The sequence below is a fragment of the Bacteroidota bacterium genome (assembly GCA_016721765.1).
In the GTDB taxonomy this organism is placed as follows: domain Bacteria; phylum Bacteroidota; class Bacteroidia; order UBA4408; family UBA4408; genus UBA4408.
On sequence record JADKHO010000003.1, the window covers coordinates 240,449 to 263,511 of the forward strand.

Sequence of the window (23,063 nt, forward strand, 5' to 3'; positions counted from 1 at the left end):
AGTGGAGGAAGTTTTTCACCCAATTTTTTAGCCTCGATAATTTTCCATCCGGTAAATCCTTGGGCATAGATGAAATCAACAGCCGCCTGTTTTTTTAAGCTACGATAAATTAATCCGGAATAGTGATAGGACTCTCGCAAATAATGTCCCGGCAATTTTGGAAAGTGTGTAAAAGGAGTTAGAATGGAGTGAATGTATTTTTTTTCTTCCTCGCTAAAAAATTCCAGTTGATGAATGTCGTAAGTATTGTTTTGAGAGAAATGGTAGAGGTCAACTTCAATTTTATTTTTTGCAAGATATTTTGCAAGATAGTACGAATGTTTTTGCATACCACCCATGGCATAAGGATAAATACCGTCTGTAAGTAAAGCTACCTTCAAGCTAAATAATATTTAATTCTTGCAAAAGTATACTGTAAGCCAATTGGTTTTGAGCTGAGTTTTTGTAAAAATATTTTTTCGAAAGCTCTATTAAACGTTGTTTTTCGTCGTAAGGGCGTTTTCTTAAATTCATTTCCATTTCAGCACTCGTAACGATCCATCCGCACTTATGATGCAGCACAAATTCTGAGTAATCACCAAGGTTTTCGGAAATTAGAACAGGCAATCCTAATGCTAAATATTCGGCAAATTTGGTGGGTGATGCAACCGAGTTGGTTAGTGATTGTTCTCTAATTAACAATCCATAATCTCCCACCGATAAATACAAATTAATGAAATGATGGTCGACCCATTTTACTCTCACATTGTCTGGAAAATCGTTCTTTAGTTTGCTGACCAACTCATTTTCATGCGTAAGAAAGAGGATTTTCACATTTGCATTTTTTCGCATTTGAGTGGCTAAAAAATCGGTCACCAAGTCAAAGGATTGCCAGCCTTGCGAAGAGCCGGAGTAAATAAGTACAATATCTTTATCTTCAAATCCAAATTCATGACGTACTGCTTTAATTTTTTCGTCGGAGAAATCGGAATGTGAAAAATTTGTAAGCAAAGTAGTTGGAATTACAACATGTTTATTATCGCTGTAGCCGAATTCTTTTTCCCAATATTCTACTAGTTTTTGCGAAACTGCAATGCGGAAATCAGCTTGTAATACGGCAATTTTTTCAGCCGGCTTAATCGAATCGCGAATGGCATCACTGGGGGTAACATCATATTCATTCCATTCGGCAAAAGTTGCTCCACGGCCATCAAATACAACATTTTTTAATAAACGGTATTTCTTTAACGACACTCCTAAATTGGCAGCAAAGGGATTACGGCAAATGGCTGTTTTGTGCCGAAAGAAAAAGTTAAATAAAATCAGAGGCAGAATATTCCATTTCCATTTTTGAAGTGGAAATAAGGGGAGAATTATGCAGTCTTTATAAGCTTTTTTTATTTTCCTGCGATTTTGGAAATAAACACGGGGTGAAAAAAAAGCAATTAGTTTTACGCGTGTATTATAATTTTGAGAGATGTAGCTACAGGTATCTATTACCTGACTCTGGTAAACCGATGAATAGCCGTCGTCGAGTGTTATATAAAGCATCAGTTTTTACTCAGTATTTTTATGATTCGTTCAGTTGATTTGCCATCCCAATATTTTGGAATTTTGCCGGCTTTGTATGTTCCGTTTATGATACTGTTTATTTTTTTATCAATCACTTTTATGTCAAATGGAATTAGTTCATTTGATCCAACGCTTACGGTTATTGGTCTTTCGGTATTGGAACGTAAAGTCAAACAAGGTACTTTTAAGAATGTTGTTTCTTCTTGTATTCCGCCGCTATCGGTTATGATAAGTTTTGATTCTTTGATGAGTTTTTGAAAACTGAAATAATCTAACGGTTCGGAAATGATTAAATTTTTATTTTCTTTTAAGCGTTGATGCAAATTAAAATACTCCATGTTATTAACAGTGCGTGGATGTATTGGAAATACAACTTTAAACTTTCTCGTAATGGTTTCAATAAGTTGAATTAATTTTTTTAGTCCTTCTTTGGAATCAACAGTAGCCGGACGATGCATGGTCATAAGCACATATTGCCCCGGTAAAACACCAATTTTAGAAAGAATGCCGGATTTTTCAATATCCTTTTTGAAGGCTACCATGGTATCAATCATGGTATTGCCAACCATAAAGGTATTTTGTTTTGTTTTTCCTTCGGCTAATAAGTTTTTCATCCCACTTTCTTCGGTTACAAAAAACAAATTGCTAATTGCATCGGTGAGTATGCGGTTGTGCTCTTCCGGCATAGTATTGTCGAAACTGCGCAAGCCACTTTCCAGATGAGCTATTTTAATTCCTAATTTGTTGGCGGTAAGTGCTGCTGCAAAAGTGGAATTTACATCGCCCACCACTATCACCCAATCAGGTGCATAGTCCAACAATACATCTTCGAGTTTATCGATAATCTCTGCCATTTGTTTATTGGCAGTATTGGGAGCAATATTTAAAAAATAATCCGGTACAAGTTTAAACTGGTCAAAAAAAACATCCGCCATTTTAGTATCGTAATGCTGACCGGTATGTACAATTTTTAATTCGAGGTTTGAAAATTTTTTCGCTTCCTGTTTAAATTGCGTAATTTTTATAAAATTAGGTCTTGTACCTATAACAATAATAATCTTCTTCTTTTTTGCCATTTTGTTCACATAAACACATCCCATTCGAAATTCGTTTATTGCTAGGATTTTGGCAATGCAAATCAAGAAGAAGTGCAGTGTGCCTAAACCTTCGAATAAACCCAAATGGGGTTGCGAATTTAAGTAATATTATGTTTTTAATGGCATGATTCTACTCAAAACCAATGTTTGTAGTTAACCCATTGGTTTAAAGTGAGATGTGTATTAAGATTAACGCGTTTAATTCTCCACAAAAAAATACCCCGAGGGCTAATTTTTACTTGAATGGAATGTTAGAATTTTAAATCACTGAGTTTAGTACTTTGGTTTCTGAGGAGATGGTCAACCAGTACCAAGGCTGCCATTGCTTCTACGATAGGAACGGCTCGTGGAACTACGCATGGGTCGTGTCGCCCTTTACCGCTAATGGTCGTTATTAATCCTTTTGAATCGACCGTTGCCTGCGTTTTCATTATGGTAGCTACAGGTTTAAAAGCTACGCGAAACAGTATTGATTCGCCATTCGAGATGCCTCCTTGTATGCCTCCTGAGTGATTGGTAAGGGTAATAATTTTTTTTGATTTTGGAGAAGGAACAAAAAGGTCGTTGTGCTCAGAACCAAGCATACTGGCGCTCTCAAAGCCTGAGCCAAATTCAAATCCTTTCACAGCATTAATGCTCAGCATGGCTTTTCCTAAATCAGCGTGCAGTTTATCAAACACCGGTTCTCCAAGACCCACCGGAACTTGTTCAAGGAGGCAAGAAACAACACCACCAATCGTGTCGCCTGCTTTACGCACCGCTTCAATTTTTTTCAGCATTCTTTCGGCAGTGAGCTTATCGGGGCAACGCACGCTATTCGATTCAATAAGGGTAAAATCAATTTGATTTTTGTTTTTGGGCAATTGTATATCGCCCACCTGTGAAACGTATGCATGAATGCGAACTCCGCTTTTTGCTAAAATTAATTTAGCAAGGGCTCCGGCAACAACCCGTGTTGCAGTTTCACGCGCACTGCTTCGACCTCCTCCTCGAAAATCTCTAATTCCATATTTGGCATCATAGGTATAATCTGCATGAGAAGGGCGATATGCATCTTTAAGGTGAGAATAGTCTTTAGGCTTGCTATCTTCATTTCTAATAATGAATCCAATTGGAGTACCTGTACTTTTTCCTTCAAATATTCCGGATAAAAAATCAACGGTATCGCTTTCTTTGCGTTGTGATACAATTTTTGATTGTCCCGGTTTTCTTCGGTTCAGTTCATTTTGAATAAAATCGAAATCAATTTTTAATCCGGCCGGGCAACCTTCCACAACACCACCAATAGCAGTTCCATGTGATTCACCAAAGGTGGTAAGCGTAAAAATTTTACCAAAGGTATTGCCTGACATAGGCAGCGAAATTAGTGAATAATTTGTTTAACAAATTGAATTTGTTTCTGTGTTTCAGATACTATCTAATTATTATATTCGGGCTGTTAATTAGCATTGAGTATGAATTTTTATTTTCTCATTGAATCGCAGGAATAAGAAATGAAACTACTGATAAAAAACATTAAATCATTAGTGCAGGTTCGGGCCGATGCGAGTATTGTTTGCCTTAAGGGCGAAGCAATGAAATCCCTTCCCTGTATTGAGAATGCCTATCTTGCGATGGAGGATGATGTGATTGTGGATTATGGAAAAATGGAGGATTGGCCGGGAATAAGCGATTGGACAGATTTAACAGTTATTGATGCGGATAATAAACTGGTTTTTCCATGCTGGTGCGATTCTCATACACACATTGTGTATGCCGGCACGCGTGAAGGCGAGTTTGTTGACCGCATAAATGGACTTTCTTATGAAGATATTGCCAATCGTGGCGGAGGCATACTCAACTCGGCAAAGAAGTTACATGCTGCAAGTGAAGAGGATTTGATAGAAGCTGCTATGCTTCGAATTCATCAGGTTATTCGGATGGGAACCGGTGCACTTGAAATTAAAAGTGGTTATGGTCTTTCGGTTGATGATGAACTAAAAATGTTGCGCGTAATTAAGAAATTGAAATCCCTTACACCTATCGAAATTAAATCCACCTTTTTAGGTGCACATGCTATACCCGCGGCATACAAAGAAAATCGTAATGCCTACATTGAGTTGATAGTTGAGGAAATGTTACCACAAATAGCTGCAGAAGGCTTGGCTGAATTTTGTGATGTGTTTTGTGAAAAGGGCTATTTTACTCCGGAAGAAACCATAAAAATATTAATGGCAGGTAGAAATCATGGCTTGATTCCAAAGGTGCATGCCAATCAAATGAGTTGTTCAGGTGGAGTTCAGGCAGGTGTGAACTGTGGTGCTATTAGTGTGGATCATCTTGAATATGTGGGTGAAGAGGAGATTAACTGTTTGCTTCAATCGGCAACCATGCCAACGGTTTTGCCGGGTGCTGCTTTCTTTTTATCTCTACCCAATCCTCCTGCACGACAAATGATTGATGCCGGCCTTCCGCTTGCTGTGGCCAGTGATTATAACCCAGGAAGTAGTCCATGTGGTAACATGAACTTTATGTTGTCGCTGCTTTGTGTGCAGTATAAATTAACTCCGGAGGAAGCCATAAATGCAGCAACCCTTAATTCGGCGTATGCGATGGGGCTTAGTGAAACGCATGGAAGTATTACAGTGGGCAAAAAGGCAAATGTGTTTATCACAAAAGAAATACCGAGTTATAATTTTATTCCTTACAGCTTTGCTAGCGATTTAATTGAAACGGTGATAATTAACGGAGAGGTAATTGAACTTAACTAAAAGCTGAAAGAATGCTTATCTTTTTTCAGCAAAAATAAAATAGAAAAATGAATCAACTCATCGAATGTGTACCCAATTTTAGTGAAGGAAACGACCTAAACATCATCAAGCAAATAACCGATCAAATTGAATCGGTGGAAGGTGTTAAATTATTAAATGTAGATCCCGGAAAGGCTACCAATCGCACTGTCGTGACTTTTGTGGGGAATCCACATTCCGTAATTGATGCTGCATTTTTGGCCATAAAAAAAGCAAGCGAGCTAATTGACATGAGCAAGCACAAAGGGGAACATCCTCGAATGGGTGCTACAGATGTGTGTCCTTTAATTCCCATAGCCGGTATAAGCATGGAAGAAACTGCTGAATGGGCAAAAAAATTAGGGGCAAGAGTTGGCAAGGAAGCAGGAATTGCCGTGTATTTGTATGAAGCAGCCCAGCCTAACACAGCACGCAATAATTTGTCGGTAATTCGAGCGGGAGAATATGAAGGATTTTTTAAAAAGATAAAATTACCGGAATGGAAACCGGATTTCGGTCCTGTTGAGCACTCGGTAAAAGCCGGAAGTACAGTTATTGGTGCAAGAGATTTTTTAGTTGCTTATAACGTGAATTTAAATACCACTTCCACCCGACGTGCAAATGCAATTGCTTTTGATGTGCGGGAAGCGGGAAGAGTTAAACGCGAAGGAAATCCTTCCACCGGAAAAATTGTGAACGATGAAAATGGTAAGCCGGTAAATATTCCAGGTACATTAAAATCGGTAAAAGCAATTGGTTGGTTTATCGAAGAATACGGTATAGCGCAAATTTCAATGAATTTAACCAACATCAACATAACGCCTGTGCACATTGCATTTGATGAAGTATGCAAAAAAGCAAACGAGCGTGGGATTCGTGTGAGTGGATCAGAATTAGTTGGATTAATTCCTTTAAAGGCGATGTTGGATGCAGGTAAATATTTTTTGAAAAAGCAACAACGTTCGCTTGGTGTTTCCGAGAAGGAACTCATAAAAATTGCTATAAAATCAATGGGTTTGGATGAACTGGCGCCCTTTAAACCGGAGGAACGTATTATTGAATATTTATTAAAAGATGCCGGTGCTGAAAAATTAATTTCAATGAATTTAACCGCCTTTGCAAATGAAACGGCGAGTGAAAGCCCGGCGCCGGGCGGTGGCTCTATTTCGGCTTATGTTGGTTCACTTGGCATTTCTTTAGCTACTATGGTGGCAAATCTTTCAGCACACAAAGCAGGATGGGACGAACGTTGGGAAGAGTTTTCGAATTGGGCGGAGCGCGGAGAACAACTTAAGAATGAGTTGCTAAAGTTAGTGGATGAAGATACTCATGCATTCAATAAAATTATGAATGCATTTGCTTTGCCAAAGGCTACGGAGGCAGAAAAAAATCAGCGTACGCAAGCGATTCAAGAGGCAACCAAATATGCTATTGAAGTTCCCTTTAAAGTAATGGAACTGGCTTATGCATCCTTGCAAACGATTAAAGCAATGGTGGAGTCTGGAAATCCCAATTCGGTTACCGATGCAGGTGTTGGTGCGCTGTGCGCAAGAGCAGCAGTCATGGGCGCATTTATGAATGTTCGCATTAATTCAAGTGGATTGAACGACAAAGCCTATACTGCAGCTATCCTCGCAAGGGGAAAAGAAATCGAATCAAAAACCCAAGCCGCAGAACAGGAAATTTTAAAACTAGTGAACGAAAAAATTGGATAAGTTTATTTTGGAAACTCTTCCGTCCAATCATCGTTAAATAGATACCATCAAAAAAAATTGCAAAGCTTCGACAAAAGTAAAACCTAATACTATAACAATTCACCATCTCAAAAACTCAATAATTAAATAACTAAACAGCACAGATGAGATTATTTATTCTCAAGAGTCAGCGTGTTAGAAGTGTTTTATACTTCTTTCCTGTGCAGTTATTGATTTTACTTTTTAAACGAAATCATGTCTTACTAATTTTTTGGACACTGGTTTTTGGACTAATTACTAAAAGTATTGCACCGCGTTACGGCATTCCCTATCTGTTTTTAAATCCTGAATATTTCGATAAGGTAAATGCGCTTTCCTATTTTATGGTAGGATTCGCAACCGGTGGATTTATTATGGCTTTTAATATTTCGAGTTATATCATCAATGGATTTCATTTTCCTTTTTTAGGGACCTTAAAGAATCCTTTTATGAAATATTGCCTCAACAATTCCATCATTCCGCTTATTTTTTTAATTACCTATATAATCGAAATATACACCTTTCAACGTAGCGACCAGTTTGTATCTCGATGGCAAGTTTACTTTGATTTAGCCGGGTTTTTAAGCGGCTTATTACTTTTTCTATTTTTAGCATTGACTTATTTTTTTACCACCAATAAGGATGTATACAAAATGTTTGGAGTGGAAACCGAACAAGTGTTAGATCCATCCTTTAAAGCTTTGAATAAAGTTTTTTTGGCTCGTAAAAAAAAGTGGGATGCCATGAATTATAAGATCGAAAAGGATGTTCATGTGCAGCATTACCTGAGTAACTTTTTTAAATTAAAAAGGGTGCAGGATATTGACATGTACGAAAAGCGAACGCTTTTAAGGGTATTAAAGCAAAATCATAGAAACGCTGCCACCTTTGAATTGGCTGCTATAATAAGCTTACTTACAATTGGCTTTTTTAGGGATATTGATGTGTTTAATATTCCGGCTGGAGCAAGCCTAATGCTGCTTTTTACCATGTATCTGATGGTAAATTCCGCGCTTTACAATTGGTTTCGCGCATGGAGTACTACCGTATTTGTTATTCTATTAGTGTCGGTAAATTTTCTGTATCAATTCGATTTTTTCAAAAACAGAAACAAAGCCTATAACATGAATTACAATGTGCCCGAAGCAGAATTCAGCAATAAAAATTTGCATGCCTTGGATACACTAAAGATGCAAAAAAATAAAGATATTGCATTTACAATCGGGGTCTTGGAAAAATGGCGTATGAAAAATGCGCTGAACAGCCGAAAGATTAAGCGCAAACCCAAACTTATTTTAGTAAATACGAGCGGAGGTGGCTTGCGTTCAACACTTTGGACTTTTTATTCGCTGCAATATGCCGATAGTTTATTGGATGGACAATTGTTGAAACACACCCAACTTATTACCGGAGCGTCCGGCGGAATCATTGGCGCCGCTTATTTGCGGGAGTTGATGTTAATGAATCGTAAACAACAAGTTCAAAATATTTATCATCCAATTTTGCGGGACAATATATCCAAAGATCTACTAAATCCTATCGCACTAAGTATGGCTGTGAACGACTGGTTTTTCCCACTGCAAAGTGTTACCGAAGGGCGCTATAAATATGGACGTGACAGAGCTTTCGCATTTGAACGTAAGCTAAATGAAAATACAAATTATATACTGGCAAAGAAGCTGGCAGATTATTACGATCCGGAACGAAATGCCGAAATACCTATGATGATTTTAAGCCCTACCATTATTAATGATGGAAGAAAGCTGATGATTTCACCCTTACCGATTTCATACCTTACTCAATCGCGAAAAGCCGACAATGTGCATGTTACCAATGTGGTGCCCGCTATTGAATTTTCGAGCTTCTTTAAACAGCAGGACGCCGGCAATGTACTATTCACAAGCGCGCTCCGCATGAGTGCAACTTTTCCATATATTTTACCTACCGTTTCTTTGCCGAGTAAACCGGCTATGGAGGTTATGGATGCAGGGGTAAGAGATAATTTTGGAAAAGAAACAAGTGTGCAGTTCTTGTTTACCTTTCGGGACTGGATTGAAGAAAATACAAGTGGAGTAATCATTATCCAAATACGTGACAGAGATAAATTTTTTGCTGTAGATGCCAATCCTCCCAAAACCATTATGCAATCTATTCAGGAGCCCGTTGGAAGTTTGTATGGTAATTTATTTCACGTGCAAGATTTCAATCAAAGCGATGTATTGAATTACGCCGGTGAATGGTACAAAGGAAAAATTGATGTGGTTGATTTTGTACTTTACAATCAATACTGGGACAATATTTCATTGAGTTGGCATCTTACCAATAAAGAAAAACGTAAGGTTTATTCATCCGTGAATACTCCGGCCAATCAATTGGCTTTTAAAAAGCTGAAACTATTGCTAGAGTAAGCACAGAAAGTTTTTGAGTTTTTATCTTTTCAAAAAAGTATACATTTTGTACCTTGCACTCCAAATTTAGTGGTGATTGACACTTTTTGTGAAATACAGCTAATTTATCAGTTCATTAAATCCTAATTCTCAAATCCTAAATCCCAATTTCAACATGGCATTCGATATCGACATGATTAAAAAAGTTTACTCTCAAATGGGGAGTAGAGTAGAAGCTGCGCGCAAAGTGGTTGGTCGACCCTTAACTTTAACAGAAAAAATATTGTATTCCCACTTAAGCGATGGCAATGCAAGTGTAGCATTTGAACGTGCTAAATCTTACGTGGATTTTAATCCCGATAGAGTTGCTATGCAAGATGCCACAGCACAAATGGCTTTATTGCAATTTATGCAGGCTGGTCGCCCTACAGTGGCAGTTCCGAGTACAGTGCATTGTGATCACTTAATTCAAGCAAAGGAAGGTGCTGCTAAAGATTTAGCGAGTGCTATTGATAAAAGCAAAGAGGTATTTGATTTTTTGGCATCTGTCTCTAACAAATATGGTATTGGTTTTTGGAAACCGGGAGCTGGTATTATCCATCAGGTGGTATTAGAAAATTATGCATTTCCGGGTGGAATGATGATTGGTACCGATTCACACACCGTGAATGCGGGCGGCCTTGGTATGATTGCAATTGGTGTAGGAGGTGCCGATGCTTGTGATGTGATGGCCGGTTTACCTTGGGAGTTAAAATTCCCCAAATTAATTGGAGTGAAGCTTACCGGTAAATTGAACGGTTGGACTTCAGCTAAAGATGTTATTTTGAAAGTGGCCGGCATTCTTACTGTTAAAGGCGGTACAGATGCTATTGTGGAGTATTTTGGCGAAGGTGCAGATAGTTTATCTTGTACCGGAAAAGGAACCATTTGTAACATGGGGGCTGAAATTGGAGCTACCACTTCGATCTTTTGTTACGATAAAAAAATGAGTGATTATTTGAGTGGAACAGGTCGTGCCGATGTTGCTGCCGCTGCAGATGGTGTGGCTGCTCACTTGCGTGGAGACAAAGAAGTGTATGAAAATCCGACTGCTTATTTTGATCAAGTTATTGAAATTAATTTATCCGAATTGGAGCCTCATATCAATGGACCTTTCACCCCGGATTTGGCTTGGCCTATCAGTAAATTTGCTGCTGCCGTGCGCGAAAATAATTGGCCGCAAAAATTGTCTGTGGGTTTAATTGGATCCTGCACCAATTCCTCTTACGAAGATATTTCTCGTGCTGCTTCCTTGGCACAACAAGCCATCGATAAAAATTTAAAAACAAAATCAGAATACACCATTACCCCCGGTAGCGAGCAAGTGCGCTTTACGGTGGAACGTGATGGGTATCTTGGAACCTTTGGGAAAATGGGTGGTGTGGTATTGGCAAACGCTTGCGGGCCGTGTATCGGACAGTGGGCAAGACATGGTGCCGAGAAGCAAGAAAAAAATTCTATCATAACCTCTTTCAACCGAAATTTCAGCAAACGTGCGGATGGTAATCCAAATACACATTCATTTGTTGCATCTCCTGAAATGGTAACAGCAATGGCCATTGCCGGTGATTTGACTTTTAATCCTTTAACTGATTTCTTAACAAATGAGAAGGGAGAGAAGGTAAAACTAGATGAACCAAAAGGCTTGGAAATGCCTCCAAAAGGCTATGCCGTTGAAGATGCCGGATATCAAGCTCCAGCTACCGATGGAAGCAAAGTGCAAGTATTGGTTTCACCAACAAGTGAGCGCCTGCAATTATTGGATTCATTTGCTGCCTGGGAAGGGGTGGATTTGAAAGGCTTGAAATTGTTGATAAAAGCGAAAGGAAAATGTACTACAGATCATATTTCCATGGCTGGTCCATGGTTAAAATTCCGTGGCCATTTAGATAATATTTCAAATAACATGTTGATTGGAGCTGTGAATTTTTATACTGAAAAAACAGATTCTGTAAAAAATCAATTAACTGGTGATTATGGCTCTGTGCCGGCTGTGCAGCGTGCCTACAAAGCAGCAAAAGTAGGCAGTATTGTAGTGGGTGATGAAAATTACGGAGAAGGTTCTTCCCGTGAACATGCTGCAATGGAGCCACGCCACTTAGGTGTTCGCGCGGTATTGGTAAAATCCTTTGCCCGCATCCACGAAACCAATTTAAAGAAACAAGGCATGTTGGCTTTGACCTTTGCAAACAAAGAAGATTACAATAAAATTTTAGAAGACGATAGCATTGATATTATTGGCTTAACCAATTTTACAGCGGGTGTTCCATTAAGCATGGTGTTAAATCACAAGGATGGAAGTCGTGACGAAATAAAAGTAAACCATACTTACAATGCACAGCAAATCGAGTGGTTTAAAGCGGGTGGGGCGCTGAATATTATTAAGGCGCAGGTGGCCTAGACTTATCAAAACCATTAATAATTTAGTGCTATTGCCTATGCGAAAACTATTCGTCCTTCTATTACTATTGTTTTTTTTTACAAGGATAAATGCTCAAAATTTTCAATGGGCAATTCCTGCATTGAATGGTAGTACAGCTTTCGATCCTGACGGGAATATTTTACGCGCTGGTTTTTTTCAAGGAACATATGATTTTGATCCAGGATTGGGTGTTTTCAATTTGAGTACCTCCCCAAATTCAAACAATTTATATGTTGCAAAATATGACACCAGTGGTAATTTGCTTTGGGCTACAGGTTTTAATTTGTACAGTGTAAATTATTCTCATAGCCTTTTAGTTGATGATCAAGGCTGCGTATATATAGCAGGGACTTTGTATAGTGGTACATATGATTTTAACCCTGGACCTGCCACATATAATTTATCTTTTGGACATACATCTGGTTTTATTGTAAAATTAAGCAAGAATGGTAATTTTATTTGGGCTGGAACAATTCCAGGTATTGGTTTTGTTTCCACTTCCATTATTAATTCAATGCAATTCGATCTTTTTGGAAATTTGATTCTCACCGGAACATTCTTAGGTCTTGTTGACTTCGACCCAAGCCCGAGTGCAACTTATCAGGTTAATTCTACTACCGGTTGGGCGGGAAGTTATGATGGCTTTTTATTGAAATTAGATACCTCAAGAGCATTTATTGGTCTTAAATTTTTTGGAGGCGGAGGAGATTGTAATCCTACAAATATGACAGCTGACATAAACGGAAATTTTTTCATTTCTGGTTTTTTTTTAGATACAGTTGATTTTGATGCCGGACCGGGAATCACAAATTTAATAAACACGAGTACAATAGACTACAAGTACTTTGTTTGCAAATATGATTCTTATCTGAATTTTAAGTGGGCTAAAAGTTTTAATATCAGCAATGCAGTCTTTAGAAATTTTTGCATTCCTGATAGCAGCGGAAATGTTATTATATCTGGTGATTTTAAAGGAACTGTAGACTTTGATCCGGGTTCGGGCACAACTAATATTACAGCATTGGGCACTTATCCGGATATAGTTATGTGCAAATTGGATAGCGGAGGTGACTTTAAGTGGGCAAGAAGACTGGGAAATAATGAAGATAATTTTGTCACCTCAATCTGGTTGGAAGCCAAAGGTAAACTCTCCTTTCAAGGTTATTTTGAAGGTACATGTGATTTGAATCCTGGATTGCCAACCAATTACTTTACAGTGAATTCAACAAATCATGGATATTTTCAGTTAGTGTTGGATTCACTTGGGAATTATGTACAAGCCTCTGTTCCTGGTGGATTAAACGAAATGTTGGATATGAGATTCAAAGGTAAGAATGTTTATAATCAAGAATACTTCCTTGGAGCAGCAACCGATTCTGCCGATTTAGATCCGGGGCCAGGAAAGTATTATCTGGGAGCAAATAATGGCTACTTTATAATGAAGGTTGGAGCCTGCCAATATCCTTATCCTGCCGGAACTATTGCAGGTGAAGTGCATCCATGCGAAGGTGACTCAACTGTATATTCTATTGCACCTGTTTACGGAGCAAACAGTTATGTATGGACAGTTCCTGCCGGTAATACAATTAGTAATGGACAGGGCACTAATTCCGTTAATATATTGATTGGAACCAACCCCGGTAGTGTAACTGTTTCTCCTGTTAATACCTGCAATGTAGGGGCAACTAATGGTATATCTATTACCCCAAGTGGTATTCCGGTTATTACCAGTCAACCAACTAATCAAACTGTAGATCTTCATGATACTGTTATGTTTGTAGTTCATTGTCAAAATCTTGGCGTAACTTGTCAATGGCAAAGAAAATACCTAGCAAATTTTGTCAATATTCCACCAAGTATCTATTTCTCTGGAATCAATAGCGATACACTTTTAGTTTTTGCAAATCATATGAGTTTGAATAATTATGTGTTTAGATGCATATTGGCTCCCGGTGCTGATTGCTCTGATACTACTAATCAGGTAACCCTAACAATAATTAATAATACAGGGATTGATGAAAGTTCAAAAATTCAATCATTAAGTATTTTCCCAAACCCGGTTTCAAATTCAGGAACAATCTCTTTTACACTTAAGAAAGCTGAAATTGTAAAGATTCAATTGACGGATGTCAGTGGAAGAGAAATGCAAATTATTGCGAATAAACAATTCAAAGCAGGTATAAGCAATCTGAATTGGGAAGCCTATCAGCTCATGTCTGGAATTTATTTCCTAAAACTGGAAGGAGAAAATTTTACAGAAACGAAAAAAGTAATCGTACTTAACTGATACAATTTCCCCCTTTCTCATCCTTTCTTAACTACTTTTATTCAATCGTTACTTTATCATAGCGTTCCATATCTTTATTAATCATGCGCAACAATAAACCATTGTCTTTATCTAAACTAATGGTGCTGGGCATAGGATCATAGCACCAACCTTGGTTTCTAAATAAATCTTTGCGCGATAAATTCCCTTTCTCATCAAAGGTAGTGCACACTAAAACCGAACCATTGTAGTTTTGAATGGATGCATATTTTTTAGGTTCATAGTCGTTCACTGTAAATTTTTCCAAGTTTTTAGGATGTTCCGAATAAAACAAATAAACTTGGTTGTTACGGATAATGTAATTAAAGGTATTCAGGTCATTCGCTGTGAACTTGGGAATAATTTTCATCCACTCTAAGTTCCCGGCACTGTTAAATTTTGAAACAATTAATTCCCGCTCGTAAGAGGAGGAAGAATTATTACTCGAAATCGTGTAGGAATGACTTTCGATTAAATAAACGGCATCATTGAAAGTGAAAATATTTTCAAAGGAATAATATTTTTTTGCCGGATTTTCTTCAATCAAACCATCCTTATACGTAAGCTTTTGACTCACCTCTTTGGAGAAATAATCAAAGCCTTTTTTAGTGATTTCACCTGTGTTAACATCAATAAAAAAGGAATAAACACCCACGTTCGCTACCTTACCTTGTTTGCGCTCTTTCTTTTTTACGATGTCCTTAAACACCCCACAAAAAACCAATTTGTTATCTAAAAATTTAAAAGTACCGTTTTGAATATCCAGTTTGTCAAAGGGAAGCGGAGTCACTTCTGATTTCGTTTCTTCTGCTGGAATGCGCGCCAGCGCTAGTCCTGTAATTTCTTCTTCTTCATCTTTTAAGTAACGGAATAAATAATAAAATGTCCCTTTGTTGTCAAGCGTATAATTAAAGCTGCTGATAGTGGAATTGGAATATGCACTGATGATTTCTTTTGAAGCGATTTTTTTAAAAGTTGCAGTTTCATAGATAACTGCTTCCACGTGCGATTCCTTGCCGGACCATTTGAATTCACTGGTTATCACCATTTTTAATCCGTCGGGTGAAAATGATGCGTAAAAATTACGCCCCATAATTCCAAAGATATCACTTTCAAGGCTTGCCACTTTTTTTTGTTCACCTAAGGCTTTTCCACTAGTGGCATTAAATTCACGAAGCAAAAAATACTTAATCTGCTCTGTTTTTACATACAAATAAGTAAAAGCCATAATTTTTCCATTTTTCAGATAGGAGGCTTCTACTACTTCACCTTTTTCCAATTCAAATTTTGTGGAATAGAGCACCTTTAAGGTTTTTGCATCCAGCTTTTGAATAATTTTGGTTATCCCTTTTCCCACAGTGCTGTTGCGCATCAAATAAACCCCACTGGAATCCGAGTCGATATAGCCATCAAACCTGGAATTATCGACTGGCTTAAATTCAACTCCTTTTTTAATTGAAAAACTTTGGGCATTTGCTACAATAGCTAATACAACAAATGCCATAACCAATACGCATATTTTCTTAAGGTTATTCATAGATAAGGGTTTAGTTTAGTATTAAGCCGCCAAAAGTAGAAAAATTAATTAGAGCGCTGTGTTTCTGTGATAAGCCATTTTTATTGCCTAATAGGGAGAATTATATTCGACTTTGCAAATAGTTCATTTTGTGTAGTTTTGCGGCTTTATTTTTATTTTCACTTCGATTTGTTTTCCTTACACAGAAGTGCAATTAATCCATAACTAATTTGGCCTTACTATTATGCTAAAAAGAATTGCATATCTGTTATTACTAAGCAATATTTGCTTCGCACAGCAAAATTTGAAAGAGAATTACAAACCCCTAAAATCATCGGGTTTGCTTCCAGACGTATTTACCCAAAATATACGCTCAGTGATCAGTGAAGATATTAGCGTCCTCAACCATAATGAAGACAAGGATAAATCGCTTCGACGAAATTATCTAACGGCAGCAAACTATGAGATTGCGAAAATTGTAAAGAGTGGAAATACGCTTGTGAATGACGAGGTATCGGTTTACCTGAATAAAATTGCCGATATCATTTTAAAAGATAATCCCACACTTAGGAAGGAACTGCATATCTATGCCCTCAAATCGGCTGTAGTGAATGCTTACAGCTATGATAAAGGATATATTTTTATTGACATTGGATTAATTTCCCAATTGGAATCGGAAGCCCAGCTTGCCTATGTATTGTGTCACGAAATCTCCCACTATACCAAAAAGCACAACATCAATTCGTATGTGCAAAACCATAAAATCGAAAATAACAATTACAACGGAAAGGACAATGAAGACAGACTGATTGAAAAATGTCAGTATTCAAAAGAAAAGGAAAGCGAAGCTGATCTGGAAGGATTTAAATTATTTGAGGCAACGAAATATGATTTTTTGCAGGCTGAAAAAGCTTTTGATGTTTTGCAATATGCCCATCTTCCATTTGAGTTGGTAGAGTTTAATAAGGCATTTTTTGAAACTGAACATTATAAGATTCCTAACCGCTACCTCTTAAAGGAGTTTTCCTCCATTCGAAACAATTCAAGTGAAGACGATTCCAAGCAAACCCATCCTAATACAGCGAAGAGAAAACAGGCCATTGCCAATTTAGTTGCTTCCCGAAATAATGCCGACAAGGTTGATTACCTGATTGGAAAAACGGAATTTCAATACATCAGAGACATTGCCAGAATGGAACTGTGCCGCTTGTATTTGAAAAACCGGGATTACCCCAATGCCTTGTATGCGGGCTATATTTTAGCAGAAAAATATCCCGACAACCAATACCTGGCTGAAGTTATTTCAAAATGCTTGTATGCATTAACCTTGCTAAATAATTCAGAAATCAGTTACGATAAGGATTCTTATCTGGAAGATGGCATTCCGAGCTATAAAGAAATTGAAAGTTACCCGCAACAAATTTATTACCTCATCAAAAAAATGCCGTCCAATGAATGGACGATGATGTCGCTCAATTATGTGTACAGAAAACACAAAAAATTTCCTGAAAACAAAAGATTGGAAAGCTATTCCGATAGCTTATTTAAATTCTTGTCGCATTCCAAATGGGGGATTGTTGATTTTGTGCGCTTGCAAAAAAGAGAGGCTACAGCAGATGCCATTCGAGATTCACTAGCCGCTCAAAAAATTGCTTCAACTTCTAAAACTGAAATGATAGCCAATATTCAAAAGGAGAATAATTTTAAAAATTACGACACGGCTTATTACAAGGAAATGTTTCTGGATTTATTCATAAGCGATACCGAATTTGTTGGCAAATTTCCGACACATAGCAGTATTGATAAGGATGCAGAAAATACATCTTCCAATTTTGAAATAAGGAAAACCAGTCGTTCTAAAAGAAAAATAGCAAAAGCGCCTATCCCGATTAACACCAACCCAACTACTGATAAAGTACTTTTACTGGAATCTTTTTATTTAAAAATTGACAAGTCACAGGTCGATGAAGCGGTACAATATATTACCTCAGACGAGAAACAAAAGGAATTAAAATTGATCATTGACCGTTGCGCGGCAAAGCAAAATTTCAAACTCGTTACCCTCGACCCCGATTTAATTTCAGCTCAGGAGGTCGACAAAATGAATGATTATTCCATCGTCTCAGATTGGCTTGCAGAAAAATATGACTGCAGCGATTGTGCGAGGCAGACAATTTTTTGTACCAATGATATCGATCAAATTATTGATAAATATCAAACGCGTTATATCTTGAAATTTGGAATAATAAATTACAAACCCAAGAAAGGAAAACGGCAAACCTATTATTACAGTTTTGCTTTCGACCTCAAAACAAATGAATTGGTATATAAGAAATCAGAATATTTCAAACACCGTGATTCCTTTGATTTTTTAAATGGAAAAGTGTACCAAACCCTTTATGAATTAAAACATCAGAAATAACCATAATCAATGAAATCAAAGTTTTTTAGCATCCAACTGAGTTTATTTTTCAGCTTATTTGTCTCCTCGGTTTTTTCGCAATCAACCGGATACATGGGAAACCGGCTTCTTGTAGGATATGGCCTTAATGTAAGCCCTGCCATTTTTGGCCCTAACGCCGATAACGAAACCATACTTGGAAGAAACGGTAGTGCCAGTAGCGGAAGCCCGGCTTTTAATCTGATTCATGAAGGTAATTTGGATGCTATCCTCTCCAATAAATGGATAGCTTCTTTTACCGTACGTTATTATTCCACCGCTTATGATAATGCAAGACCAATGAAGATGAATTATAATTCATATTATTACTCCAACTACTCAAGACCGAATGGATATTATTCCATTAAGGGATTGACTTACACCTTGGCGTTTAAATATTTTAAATCAAAATATATTGCTCCTTGGGGGCATTACATTATGTTTGGTCCAACTTTAAATACGGTTGAAACTTCTTATACATCCAACATGACCTATTCGGCGCAAAGCAATTATTCTTATAAAGATACTTTGTTACGAGATTTCGGTCCAAGTCATCAAAAGTTTAAAGGCTTGAATTTAATGCTTGGATGGGGCAGAAGCCGGATTTTTGTAAACAGGATTGTTCTTGATTATGGGTTTAATATGCAGGTATTTTCGGTTTTAAGCACCTTTATTGATTTTATAGATACGGAAGAAGATCCATTGTTTGAAATCAGAGAAATCAACACTTTAAATTATATTGAAAGAACAAATAAGTGGCGTGTGAGAGGGGTAAACCGATTCAATGTTTTTTTGAAAGTGGGTTTTCTTTTATTTTGATGCTTGCTCCTCGAGCGCTTTCAGAATTTCATTTTTTTCGATAAATCCTTGATGATTCCAAAGCAGTGATTTATTCTTATAAAGCTGCAAAACAGGCAAAGCATCAATCTTTAACTCTTTGCACAAAGCCTGATTATCATCTGCGTTAATTCGGATTAATATCAATTTATCTTCTTGCTCTTTAGAAATTTCTTCCAAGAAAGGTTTCATTTTTTTGCAAGGAACACACCAATCTGCATAAAAATCAATCAACACTAATTTGTCGCCGTCGAGTAATGCATCAAATTGAGCTTTACTCATTCCCGCATTACTGTTTTTTGTTGTTTCGGGAAGTTTGGCTGCACGCCATTTCATAATTCCACCTTTCAATTCATACACCTCTTTAAATCCATCATTCCGCATTTTATTTGCTGCCGATGAACTTCTTCCGCCACTAAGACAGTATACAAAAACGGGTTTTGTTTTATCCAAGTAAGCAATTTCACTATCAAAGTTATCGTTGTTCCAGTCGATGTTTTTAGCGTTTACAAGATGCCCCTTTTCAAATTCTTCGGGAGTGCGCACATCCACAATAAGAGCATCTGAAAGTTGTTTTATTTTTTCTGAAAACTCAGAAGCGCTAAGGTTTGTCTTACTGTTTTGCGATTGCAAATTAGAACAACTTACAAGGAAAAATAGCACAAAAATGGATAAGGAAAATGGATACTTCATTGCGATTAATTAAGTTAATTTGGAGGTTGCTTTTGCCTTGGCTTTATCGAATCGAATAAAAATATTTAGCCATAATAGGCGAGAAATGCGGAAAGTAACAGGCATAAATAGAATAATACTTCCAATTACAAAAGCTAAAAAATTAAATGTCTCTATTTCAAAATAAAAAGAGTTTGCCGCCCAACACAGTACAAACCATCCTACCATTAGGCCATAACTCACATACATGGCACCATAAAAAGCGCCGGGCTCCTTTTCGTACTTTTCACCACAATTTTTGCATATCGGGTGTAATTCACTCATGTGACTTAAATTGTAAGGGTTTTTATAGATGAATACATTCGTTTGATGGCATTTAGGACATTTATTCCATAGAGTGGAATACAATATGTTTTTAAGAAGCATGGGTGGTGTGGTTTAGTATAATTTTTTTTAATTCTCCAGCCGGCACAACTCCGGATTGTCTCCATTTTATTTTTCCATTTTGGAATAATATAAGTGTTGGAACTCCTTGTATTTGATAGGCAGCTGCTGCTTTTGGATTCTTATCTACATCAACTTTTAGTATATGTGTGGATTCGCCTAATTCTGTTTTTAATTCATCCAAAATAGGTTTCATCATTTTGCAAGGACCACACCATTCGGCCGAAAAGTCTACCAAGGTAGGCGTTGAACTATTTATTATATCCGCAAATTTTAGTGTCATTTGATGTTTGTTAATGGGGTGTAAAGTTACATGTGATTCATTGGAATAGAAAATATAATAGTCACTTCATTGGATGTATTTTCGAAGTAAAAGTGCATTCACTGTTAAAATTCCCTTTTTCCTATTAAAATCGAACGCACTTTATTATTTCAACTCTTCAAAACTTATTTCTTCTGTAGTTGCATTTTTAGAATTCTTAGGTGGTGAAGCGCAGGCGTTAACTCCACAGCATCCCGTATTAGTGAGCGCTTGAAAAAGGAAAAACGCTGCAATAAATCCGGATAGTGTATCGTGCAACTGAATGGCTTGAATGGTGATGAACAAACCCAAGCCTAACCGAAGCCATCGCATAAAATACCAACCGTGAAGAAGGGTATGTATCATCTGATTTTGTTTTGCAAACTCATCCATCCGCCTCCATTGTGCACTTCTTTATAGCCGTTTGATTTTAAAATTCCTTTTGCTGAAGCGCTTCGCATGCCGGAAGCACAGCACGTTATTACCGGAGCATTTTTATCTTTTAATTTTGAAAGATTCTTGCTCAATTGATCCAACGGAATATTTAACGAACCTTTTATATGACCGCCACCGTACTCTCCTTTGCTTCTCACATCCACGATGATTGCACCATTTTTAACCAATTCGGCGAAATTTATTTTCGGGCCAATCCCTAACAATTGTTTTAACGTGTTTATCATTTTTATTTTGTGTTTAAGATTGAAAATAGTTTACATCCATCCAAGATCCCCCATTGTAGCACTCTAAGCCTTCATTGCTAAGTATTTGCTGCGCCATGCCACTTCGGTTACCGGATGCACAACAAAGTATAAGTGGCGTTTTTAATTGCTTTAATTCATCCATTTTAAGGGAAAGATCCTGCAGTGGGATGTTAATTGAGCCCACAACGTGTCCGCCCATGAATTCGCCCTGGGTACGCACATCCAGTATAGTGCCGCTTTTTTCTTTTATAATCTTTTCGATGTCCATTTTTATTTTTGTTTTGATTTTTCGCTTTGAAATAGATTTACAATTAGGCCGCCCATAACAGCGCCATACAGTGTGCTGTTAAATGGTTTGGAGGTGATGGCACAGGTGCCGCTTGCGCATCCTACATAGTAATAATAGGCAAAACCCGCAACTGCACCGATTAGCACTCCTATAAGTGTTATTTTGTGTTTTAAAATATAGTTCATTTTTGAAATTCTTTTATCGCTTCGCCTAAATCATAAACCTCAGCGCTGCCATTTAATTTTGATTTTAAAATCGTACTTCCCGCTGCACTTCTATACCCTCCGGCACAATGCACTACGATTGGTTTTTCCAAGGGTATTTCGTTTATTCGGTTTCTTAATTGATGCAAGGGTATGGCTAATGCACTTGAAAAAATGGGAGCACTTTTAACTTCTGTCTCATTTCTAATATCAAGAATGGTAAATAATTCAGGATGTTGCTTTAGTGCCTCGGTATTGATTTCCGGCATGCTAGCATCCCCATACTCGAGTGTAAACGCTTGAACAATTTGAGCCTCATAACCAATCTTCGCAATCCTGGCAATCAGTTCATCTAATTCGGTTTCGCTCGTCGCGATTAAATAAAAGGGCTCTTCAGGTTTGATGATGCTTCCCAACCAAGTTTCAAATTTGGTATCGTTCATTAAGTTTATCGCGTTTTTTAAATGCGACTTTTTAAATATTTTTTGTGGTCGAGTATCTATAATTGCGTATTCTGCATGCAGCGTTTGGGCGCAATTTTTGCATGTTACAGCAGCTCTTTTTTCAACAGCTTTGATGGAATCTTTATAGTTTTTTGCGCCTATTTTATTAAGCCCTACATTATATGGGAAATACGCTGGAATAAAGGGCTGGTCAGTTAATAATTCTATTACAAATTTTTCTTCCGATACATTTTGTAGACTCCAATTGCTTATTTTTTCTGCTCCAATTGTACTGCTTCCGGCTGCACTTAAACCTTTTCCACATAAACTACCCGCTCCATGTGCCGGATAAATAAGTACAGCATCATTTAAGGGCATTAATTTTTTTCGTAATGAACTGTACATTTGTTTGGCCAATTCGGCTCTCGTTGCTGTTATTGCTCCGGCTTCTTCACGTAAATCTGGTCGTCCACAATCTCCTATAAATAAAGTATCACCGGTAAAAACAGCGATTTGTTCGCCCTTTTCATTTAGTGCCAAAATACTAATGCTATCGGGTGAGTGCCCCGGCGTATTAAGCGCTTTTAGAGTGCTTTCGCCAATTAAAAGTGCATCTCCCTCATCAAATGTTTCATGAGGATATTCGGCACTCAGAAGCTTGCTAACATAAATTGTTGCATTTGTTTTTTCATAAATTTCCTTGTGGCTGCTCACAAAGTCTGCATGCGGATGTGTTTCAATAACTGCAATAATTTTAGCTTCATGTTTTTTTGCATAGTCATAATAGGGCTTTGGATTTCTTCCCGGATCAATCAAGGCTATTTCACCCTGACTCAGAATAGCATAAGAGTAATGCGCTAAATTTTTATCTTCAAATTGTTGAACGAGCATGTTGCGTTTTTAATTTCTTGAGGA

At 37.4% G+C, this 23,063-nt stretch carries 19 protein-coding genes; 7 read left to right on the top strand and 12 right to left on the bottom strand.

What is annotated here, in order from left to right:
* Positions 1-381: 381 nt before the first annotated feature.
* From IPP32_13955 to aroC, 3 genes are all read right to left on the bottom strand, one after another.
* Positions 382-1,530 (bottom strand): hypothetical protein, encoded by a 1,149-nt coding sequence (locus tag IPP32_13955; protein MBL0049185.1) that lies wholly within the window; start codon positions 1,528-1,530, stop codon positions 382-384.
* Positions 1,530-2,627: a UDP-N-acetylglucosamine 2-epimerase (non-hydrolyzing) gene (gene wecB / locus IPP32_13960; GenBank protein MBL0049186.1), complete on the bottom strand. Its 1,098-nt coding sequence runs from the start codon at positions 2,625-2,627 to the stop codon at positions 1,530-1,532. The genes IPP32_13955 and wecB overlap by 1 nt, the downstream gene beginning before the upstream one ends.
* A gap of 272 nt (positions 2,628-2,899) precedes the next feature.
* Positions 2,900-4,000, bottom strand: a complete 1,101-nt coding sequence (gene aroC / locus IPP32_13965) for a chorismate synthase (protein MBL0049187.1) — start codon at positions 3,998-4,000, stop codon at positions 2,900-2,902.
* A 141-nt stretch (positions 4,001-4,141) separates the two neighbouring features.
* Between aroC and IPP32_13970 the strand changes: the two genes are divergently transcribed.
* From IPP32_13970 to IPP32_13990, 5 genes are all read left to right on the top strand, one after another.
* Positions 4,142-5,398, top strand: a complete 1,257-nt coding sequence (locus IPP32_13970) for an imidazolonepropionase (GenBank protein ID MBL0049188.1) — start codon at positions 4,142-4,144, stop codon at positions 5,396-5,398.
* A gap of 47 nt (positions 5,399-5,445) precedes the next feature.
* Positions 5,446-7,131 (top strand): glutamate formimidoyltransferase, encoded by a 1,686-nt coding sequence (ftcD, locus tag IPP32_13975; protein MBL0049189.1) that lies wholly within the window; start codon positions 5,446-5,448, stop codon positions 7,129-7,131.
* A 143-nt stretch (positions 7,132-7,274) separates the two neighbouring features.
* Positions 7,275-9,557 carry a patatin-like phospholipase family protein gene (locus tag IPP32_13980; GenBank protein ID MBL0049190.1) on the top strand — a complete coding sequence of 761 codons (2,283 nt, stop codon included), beginning with the start codon at positions 7,275-7,277 and terminating at the stop codon, positions 9,555-9,557.
* Positions 9,558-9,711: 154 nt separating this feature from the next.
* Complete coding sequence (locus IPP32_13985) at positions 9,712-11,976, top strand: aconitate hydratase (protein MBL0049191.1); 2,265 nt, start codon at positions 9,712-9,714, stop codon at positions 11,974-11,976.
* Positions 11,977-12,013: 37 nt separating this feature from the next.
* Positions 12,014-14,284, top strand: a complete 2,271-nt coding sequence (locus IPP32_13990; GenBank protein MBL0049192.1) for a T9SS type A sorting domain-containing protein — start codon at positions 12,014-12,016, stop codon at positions 14,282-14,284.
* Between the two features lie 37 nt (positions 14,285-14,321).
* On the opposite strand, the gene IPP32_13995 is transcribed toward IPP32_13990, so the two are convergent.
* Positions 14,322-15,839, bottom strand: a complete 1,518-nt coding sequence (locus IPP32_13995; protein ID MBL0049193.1) for a hypothetical protein — start codon at positions 15,837-15,839, stop codon at positions 14,322-14,324.
* A gap of 223 nt (positions 15,840-16,062) precedes the next feature.
* On the opposite strand from IPP32_13995, the gene IPP32_14000 reads away from it, so the two are divergent.
* Positions 16,063-18,240, top strand: a complete 2,178-nt coding sequence (locus IPP32_14000) for a M48 family metallopeptidase (protein MBL0049194.1) — start codon at positions 16,063-16,065, stop codon at positions 18,238-18,240.
* Positions 18,241-18,249: 9 nt separating this feature from the next.
* On the top strand, positions 18,250-19,077 hold the full coding sequence (locus IPP32_14005; protein ID MBL0049195.1) for a hypothetical protein: 828 nt from the start codon (positions 18,250-18,252) through the stop codon (positions 19,075-19,077).
* Here the strand turns inward: IPP32_14005 and IPP32_14010 are convergent.
* The 8 genes from IPP32_14010 to IPP32_14045 form a co-directional block, all read right to left on the bottom strand.
* Positions 19,069-19,788: a thioredoxin gene (locus IPP32_14010; GenBank protein ID MBL0049196.1), complete on the bottom strand. Its 720-nt coding sequence runs from the start codon at positions 19,786-19,788 to the stop codon at positions 19,069-19,071. The two genes, IPP32_14005 and IPP32_14010, sit on opposite strands and share 9 nt — an antisense overlap.
* Positions 19,789-19,797: 9 nt before the next feature.
* The gene (locus IPP32_14015; GenBank protein MBL0049197.1) at positions 19,798-20,193 is read right to left on the bottom strand and encodes a DUF983 domain-containing protein; all 396 of its coding nucleotides are present in this window, start codon (positions 20,191-20,193) and stop codon (positions 19,798-19,800) included.
* Complete coding sequence (gene trxA / locus IPP32_14020; GenBank protein MBL0049198.1) at positions 20,183-20,494, bottom strand: thioredoxin; 312 nt, start codon at positions 20,492-20,494, stop codon at positions 20,183-20,185. Before trxA ends, IPP32_14015 begins: the two co-directional genes overlap by 11 nt.
* Before the next feature lie 144 nt (positions 20,495-20,638).
* On the bottom strand, positions 20,639-20,878 hold the full coding sequence (locus IPP32_14025; protein ID MBL0049199.1) for a hypothetical protein: 240 nt from the start codon (positions 20,876-20,878) through the stop codon (positions 20,639-20,641).
* Complete coding sequence (locus IPP32_14030) at positions 20,875-21,192, bottom strand: rhodanese-like domain-containing protein (GenBank protein MBL0049200.1); 318 nt, start codon at positions 21,190-21,192, stop codon at positions 20,875-20,877. Before IPP32_14030 ends, IPP32_14025 begins: the two co-directional genes overlap by 4 nt.
* Positions 21,193-21,205: 13 nt before the next feature.
* Positions 21,206-21,481, bottom strand: coding sequence for a rhodanese-like domain-containing protein (locus tag IPP32_14035; GenBank protein MBL0049201.1), 276 nt, complete (start codon positions 21,479-21,481; stop codon positions 21,206-21,208).
* A gap of 2 nt (positions 21,482-21,483) precedes the next feature.
* A complete protein-coding gene (locus IPP32_14040; GenBank protein ID MBL0049202.1) occupies positions 21,484-21,687 on the bottom strand; it encodes a hypothetical protein in 204 nt (67 codons plus the stop codon).
* Positions 21,684-23,039 carry an MBL fold metallo-hydrolase gene (locus IPP32_14045; protein MBL0049203.1) on the bottom strand — a complete coding sequence of 452 codons (1,356 nt, stop codon included), beginning with the start codon at positions 23,037-23,039 and terminating at the stop codon, positions 21,684-21,686. Before IPP32_14045 ends, IPP32_14040 begins: the two co-directional genes overlap by 4 nt.
* Positions 23,040-23,063: the final 24 nt, after the last annotated feature.

What these genes read in the sequence shown, in the direction of transcription:
- IPP32_13990 (MBL0049192.1), top strand. Translation starts at nt 12,014, where the DNA reads ATGCGAAAACTATTCGTCCTTCTATTACTATTGTTTTTTTTTACAAGG.
- IPP32_14025 (MBL0049199.1), bottom strand. Translation starts at nt 20,878, where the DNA reads ATGATACATACCCTTCTTCACGGTTGGTATTTTATGCGATGGCTTCGG.
- IPP32_14030 (MBL0049200.1), bottom strand. Translation starts at nt 21,192, where the DNA reads ATGATAAACACGTTAAAACAATTGTTAGGGATTGGCCCGAAAATAAAT.
- IPP32_13985 (MBL0049191.1), top strand. Translation starts at nt 9,712, where the DNA reads ATGGCATTCGATATCGACATGATTAAAAAAGTTTACTCTCAAATGGGG.
- IPP32_13970 (MBL0049188.1), top strand. Translation starts at nt 4,142, where the DNA reads ATGAAACTACTGATAAAAAACATTAAATCATTAGTGCAGGTTCGGGCC.
- IPP32_14035 (MBL0049201.1), bottom strand. Translation starts at nt 21,481, where the DNA reads ATGGACATCGAAAAGATTATAAAAGAAAAAAGCGGCACTATACTGGAT.
- wecB (MBL0049186.1), bottom strand. Translation starts at nt 2,627, where the DNA reads ATGGCAAAAAAGAAGAAGATTATTATTGTTATAGGTACAAGACCTAAT.
- IPP32_13995 (MBL0049193.1), bottom strand. Translation starts at nt 15,839, where the DNA reads ATGAATAACCTTAAGAAAATATGCGTATTGGTTATGGCATTTGTTGTA.
- ftcD (MBL0049189.1), top strand. Translation starts at nt 5,446, where the DNA reads ATGAATCAACTCATCGAATGTGTACCCAATTTTAGTGAAGGAAACGAC.
- IPP32_14000 (MBL0049194.1), top strand. Translation starts at nt 16,063, where the DNA reads ATGCTAAAAAGAATTGCATATCTGTTATTACTAAGCAATATTTGCTTC.
- IPP32_14015 (MBL0049197.1), bottom strand. Translation starts at nt 20,193, where the DNA reads ATGCTTCTTAAAAACATATTGTATTCCACTCTATGGAATAAATGTCCT.
- IPP32_14040 (MBL0049202.1), bottom strand. Translation starts at nt 21,687, where the DNA reads ATGAACTATATTTTAAAACACAAAATAACACTTATAGGAGTGCTAATC.
- IPP32_14005 (MBL0049195.1), top strand. Translation starts at nt 18,250, where the DNA reads ATGAAATCAAAGTTTTTTAGCATCCAACTGAGTTTATTTTTCAGCTTA.
- IPP32_13980 (MBL0049190.1), top strand. Translation starts at nt 7,275, where the DNA reads ATGAGATTATTTATTCTCAAGAGTCAGCGTGTTAGAAGTGTTTTATAC.
- IPP32_14010 (MBL0049196.1), bottom strand. Translation starts at nt 19,788, where the DNA reads ATGAAGTATCCATTTTCCTTATCCATTTTTGTGCTATTTTTCCTTGTA.
- trxA (MBL0049198.1), bottom strand. Translation starts at nt 20,494, where the DNA reads ATGACACTAAAATTTGCGGATATAATAAATAGTTCAACGCCTACCTTG.
- aroC (MBL0049187.1), bottom strand. Translation starts at nt 4,000, where the DNA reads ATGTCAGGCAATACCTTTGGTAAAATTTTTACGCTTACCACCTTTGGT.
- IPP32_14045 (MBL0049203.1), bottom strand. Translation starts at nt 23,039, where the DNA reads ATGCTCGTTCAACAATTTGAAGATAAAAATTTAGCGCATTACTCTTAT.
- IPP32_13955 (MBL0049185.1), bottom strand. Translation starts at nt 1,530, where the DNA reads ATGCTTTATATAACACTCGACGACGGCTATTCATCGGTTTACCAGAGT.